Annotated in this window: 6 protein-coding genes; 1 reads left to right on the top strand and 5 read right to left on the bottom strand. The window is 63.3% G+C overall.

Features of this window, described 5'->3' with window-relative positions; genetic code table 11:
* From JWQ89_RS14570 to JWQ89_RS14550, 5 genes are all read right to left on the bottom strand, one after another.
* The coding region (locus JWQ89_RS14570) for an AzlC family ABC transporter permease (protein WP_299642161.1) at window positions 1–445 on the bottom strand (445 nt) is incomplete at its 3' end.
* Between the two features lie 169 nt (window positions 446–614).
* A complete protein-coding gene (locus JWQ89_RS14565; protein WP_299642159.1) occupies window positions 615–1,895 on the bottom strand; it encodes a TRAP transporter large permease in 1,281 nt (426 codons plus the stop codon).
* A gap of 13 nt (window positions 1,896–1,908) precedes the next feature.
* On the bottom strand, window positions 1,909–2,400 hold the full coding sequence (locus JWQ89_RS14560; protein WP_299642157.1) for a TRAP transporter small permease: 492 nt from the start codon (window positions 2,398–2,400) through the stop codon (window positions 1,909–1,911).
* Window positions 2,401–3,390: a TRAP transporter substrate-binding protein gene (locus tag JWQ89_RS14555; protein WP_299642156.1), complete on the bottom strand. Its 990-nt coding sequence runs from the start codon at window positions 3,388–3,390 to the stop codon at window positions 2,401–2,403.
* A 147-nt stretch (window positions 3,391–3,537) separates the two neighbouring features.
* On the bottom strand, window positions 3,538–4,260 hold the full coding sequence (locus JWQ89_RS14550) for a DUF1028 domain-containing protein (RefSeq protein ID WP_299642155.1): 723 nt from the start codon (window positions 4,258–4,260) through the stop codon (window positions 3,538–3,540).
* A 210-nt stretch (window positions 4,261–4,470) separates the two neighbouring features.
* Between JWQ89_RS14550 and JWQ89_RS14545 the strand changes: the two genes are divergently transcribed.
* Window positions 4,471–4,816 (top strand): LysR family transcriptional regulator (locus JWQ89_RS14545; RefSeq protein ID WP_299642154.1); only part of this gene is annotated, 346 nt, incomplete at its 3' end.

Below are 4,816 nucleotides of genomic sequence, written 5' to 3'. Positions count from 1 at the left end.
CAAGGCCCCAGGAAGCCGGGATTCCGTGCCCCGCGACGATGCCCGTGATGATGGCGACCTGCCAGACCCCAAACGTCACGAGGGCGCTTCCCAGGAAGTAGTCCTCATGCCTTTGCCCCGGGACAGGCTCGGTGAACCGGCGAACGAACAGCCCGAAATTCGTGTCGCCCATGAGAAAGCAGAGCGCAGCCCGATGCCGGCGCGGCAAGTGGGCGAAGTAGGGGCGGTAGTGAAAGCTGAACGCCATGAAACGCAGGCTGACGCAGATCGTGGTGGCCCACACCACCCATATCGGGGCGCCTGCGGAAATGAGCGGCAGTGCTGCGATCTGGGCCGACCCGGCGTAAACGACGACGGCCATGAAGATGGCAAGCGCGATGCCCATCCCGCTCTTGGCCATGGCGACGCCGGCCACCAGGCCCCATGCGGCAATGCCGATCGCCATCGGCAGGGCATCGCCCGCTCCTTCGCGGAATGTGGGGCGGCGAGAAACCCGCAGCGCCTCGGCGCGGAACGAATCGAGACGGGAAACCAGAGACACACTTCCCCCTGAAAGAAGCAATTGTCCCCGGGATTCGCGCGGATGCCTTGCAACAGCCTGTGCGGCTTGCACGCTAGGGGGACGGGCCGTAAACCAGGTCAGGCAGGAAGGTCACCAGCGAGGGGAAAAAGATGATCAGTACTGCGACAACCATCATCGCCCAGACGAAGGGCCAGCAGGTCATGTCGGAAATCGAAACCTTCCCGATCGCCGAGGCGATGTATATCTGCATGCCGACGGGCGGTGTGATGGTGCCGATCATGATCATGATGATGATGAGCAAGGCGAAGTGGATGGGGTTCAGGCCGTAGGCGGGTACCAGGGGCATGAACACGGGGACGAAGATCAGCAACGCCGCCAGTCCATCGACGACGATGCCTGCGATCAGCAGCAGCACGGCGACCACCAGCAGTACCGTTATCGGCCCGAAATGGTAGGCCTTCATCCAGTCGACCATCAAGGGGCCGAAGTCGTAGATCGTGAGCAGCCATCCGAAGACCCCGCCGCTGGCGAGCAGGAACATGGGGATCGCGGTCATCTCGATCCCCTCGGCCATGACCGGGGCGACGTCTTTCCAGCCGAGTTCCCGATAGATGACGATGCCAATGAACAAGCCATACACGCAGGCGGCAACGCCGGCTTCAGTGGCGGTGTAGTAGCCGGAGACAATGCCGCCGATGATGATCACCGGTGCCAGCAGCGCCGGGATGGCGCCGAAGAGGATGCGTCCGCGTGCGCGAAAAGGCACCCGCTCGTGCCGGGGAAACCCGATCTGCCTGGCTTTCCACGCGACGATGACCATGCACGAAATTCCGATCATGAGCCCGGGAATGGCCCCGCCAAGAAACAGGCGGCCGGTCGACAGGTCCGTCATCGAGGCGTAGATCACCATCAGGATCGACGGAGGAATGATGGGGCCCATGCAACTTGCCGCTGCCGTGAGACCGGCGGCGAAGCCGGCCGGGTATCCCTCCTTCTTCATGGTCGGAATGAGCATCGAACCGATCGCGGCGCAATCGGCCGACGCCGAACCCGAGACGCCGGACAGGATCATGTTCGCCACCACGTTCACATGCGCGGTACCGCCGCGGAAATGGCCGACAAACGCTTTTGAAACATCGACCATCCGGGACGTCAGGCCAGCGCGGTTCATGATGACGCCGGACAGGATGAAGAATGGCACTGCCACCAGCGTGAACGAGTTGAGGGAGTTCAACATGCGTTCGGCGACGATCGTCGGTGGAAAGCCGAATACCAGCACGTTGATGATGCTCGCCATCAGCATGGCCACGCCAACCGAAATTCCCGCGAACAACAGGACCATGAAGTCAAAGAACAGAAGGGCGATTTCCATCAGGTGCTTTCCATCAGATCGGGGACTCGCCGGAGGGCGAGGAGGGGGCGGTGCGGCCGCTCGGCGTGAGCAGGAAGAAAACGGCCAGGGCCATCGGAATCGGAAGCGCGAGGTAATACCAGAGCTGCGACCAGCCTGACAGCGTGTAGAACTCGGCAGCCTTGTACTTCCAGGCCAGATCCGCGCCCCAATAGAGAAGGAAGCCGTAGCAGAAGACGTTGCACAGCCAGCTGAGTCCGTCCGAGAAACGCCGAACGCGCGGCCCATAGGGATCGATCATCACGAGCACGCGTATATGGGAGTCCCGGGAAACGGCGACAGCCGAGCCGAGATAGACGATCCATACGAACGAATATCGGACGACTTCCTCAGGCCACGACAACGGCGCGTTGAAAAACAGGCGCAACCCGACTTGCACCGCCATCACCGTCACCGCGGCGACGAGCAGTGCAGCCGCAACCAGGTGGATGGCGCCGGCCACACGGTCGCGAATCGATGTGGCCATCTACTTCGTCTCCAGGATCAGCTTGAGCAGGCGATCGGTACCGGCCGTCTTCGAAGTCAAGTCCTTCCACACCGGCTGCATCGGCTTGGACCACTCGTCGATTCGCACCGGATCGCTGACGTTCATGCCGAGCGTCGCCATGCGCTTGTACGCCTCCTTTTCGCCGGGCTGGGAGATCGTGGTGTTGGACCACTTCGCGGCCTCCTGGCCGGCTGCCAGCAGCAACTCCTGCTGCGCCTTCGTGAGGCGCCCGAGCCTGGTACTGCTGCCGAGGATTGCCAGGGACGCGAACATGTGTTGCGTGCGGACGATCGACTTGACGACCTCATTCAGCTTGTTGTCGAGCACCGTCATGGGCGGCGCTTCGAGTCCATCGGCGATCCCCGTCTGCATCGCGGAATAGACCTCGCCCCATGTCACCGGCGTCGGCCTGGCGCCGAGCGCTTCGAACATGTGGAACCACACCGCGGCCTCGGGGCTGCGCATCTTCACGCCCTTCATGCCGGAGGCGATGCGGACAGGTTCACCCCGAAACAGCATGTCCCGGAAACCGAGGTGGACATAGCCGAGCACCTGGGTCCGGGTCTGGGTGCTCATGCCTTCCCGAAGCGCGGCCCCGAAATTGCCGTCGTATGCCTTGTAGACGTGGTCCCAATCGCGAAAGACGAATGGCAGCGAGGTCACGGCAATCGCCGGATAGGCTTGATCGATCACGCCGAGGGAGGCGATGCAAAGATCGAGGACGCCGGTGTTGCACAGGCCGAAGGCTTCGCGTTCCTGGCCCAGCTGCGCAGCGGGAAAAACCTTGATGGTCATCGTCCCCTTCGAGCGCTCATGCACGATTTCGGCGAACTTGTTCGCCGTCAAGTCCACAGCGCTGCCGACCGCCTGGTGGTGGGCGAGGCGCAACGTCTGCGCTGCGGCGGGTGACAGCCCGGCCGCGAGCGCAACGATGAAGGAGAGTGCAATTTTGACAAGTAGGCGGTTCATGGAAATCTCTCACAATGATTGCTGTTGCTGATCAAGCGGGACTCAGGAGTTGCCTCTCCGGTCGGGGAACGGTCGGCTCACGCCACGGCTCACGGCTCCGCGGGTCGCTGGCCCGCGGGTCGCTGGCCCGCGGAGCTTCCCGGCGGGCTATCGGCTCTGGCGCGGTTGCGGGGGCTTGCCGAACTCCCGCTTGATGCCGCGCTCGATGAGCCATTCCTTGTGGCGCGGCAGAGTCGGGTTGTCGGCCAGGTCCTCGTAGTAGGGAACCAGCGGCGCGAACCAGTCGAAGATGCGCCGGAGCTCGGCGATCGGCTCGGTCGCGAGGTCGCATCGCAGGTTGACGCGTGTCATGCCCTTGCTGCCGTAGCTCACGATCGCCGCCGAGGTCTGGCCTTCGGGCTGTCCGCCGGCGTCGCGCCCGCCCTCGATCGCCAGCAGCAGTCGTTCATCGAAACTTGCGCCGCGATTGCTTTCCCAGGCGTCGCAAATGCCGTCGATGGTCTTTTCGCCGGAGAGCAGGTTGCCGAAGGCAATATAGTCCGACCCGACACGATGTCCCGCCCAGTGCCGGTTGTGCTTGCCCGAAAAAACCGCCTTGCCGCCACGCGCGTCGATGATGCCGACCTGCCGGTACTCCCAGTTTCCATCCATCTGCTGCATGTCGCTGAGCACCTTCTCGGCCGAGTATCCGGCTTCGAGCAGCCCGAGCGCCACCTTGCCAAGCCGTGGCTCGACGACCGACTGGTACGACAGGATTCCTGCCCCGGGGGCGCCGAAGGGCGCGATCGAACCGACCGCCGGCGAGCCGGTCGCTATGCACAGGCCGAAGTCGCCTGAATTGCCATCGCGGGCAATGATGGTAAAGGTCATGGTTCCATCTTTCTCTATGTTGGTTAACCGATAATGGGAGCCCGTCAGCGCAGGCCCATCGACGGCGACGTCGACGTGTTCCTTTCGCGGCTTCAAGGCCTCGTTCGCAAGTCGGCAGGGTTTCTGCAAGGCCTGCGAATGTTTTGCAGTGTGGGCAGGCGCATTCATTCTTTCCAATCTTTTTCGATGCCGTATTGATATGTTGGGCGAATGAGCGAACCCCTGATCGACCTGCGGATGTGGGGCCAGTTCGTGGCCGTAGCCGAATTGCTGCACTTCGGCCGGGCCGCATCCAGCCTGCACATGACGCAGCCCGCGCTCACCCAGGCCATTGCCGGCCTCGAGCAGCGGTTGGGCGTACGTCTCTTCGATCGCACGAAGCGCAGCGTGCAGCTCACCGATGCGGGCGAGGCGCTGGTACCCGAAGTACGCGAATTGCTGGCCCGCGCCCTGGGCTTGCCCGCGCATGCCCGCGCGGCCGCGCAAGGAGAGAGCGGCCGACTGCGGCTCGCATTCGTTTCCACCGTGGGGTATGCGCTGCTGCCGCAGTGGCTGC

This window comes from Devosia sp., from assembly GCF_028290645.1.
In the GTDB taxonomy this organism is placed as follows: domain Bacteria; phylum Pseudomonadota; class Alphaproteobacteria; order Rhizobiales; family Devosiaceae; genus Devosia_A.
This window is presented reverse-complemented; position numbering and strand designations above follow the sequence as displayed.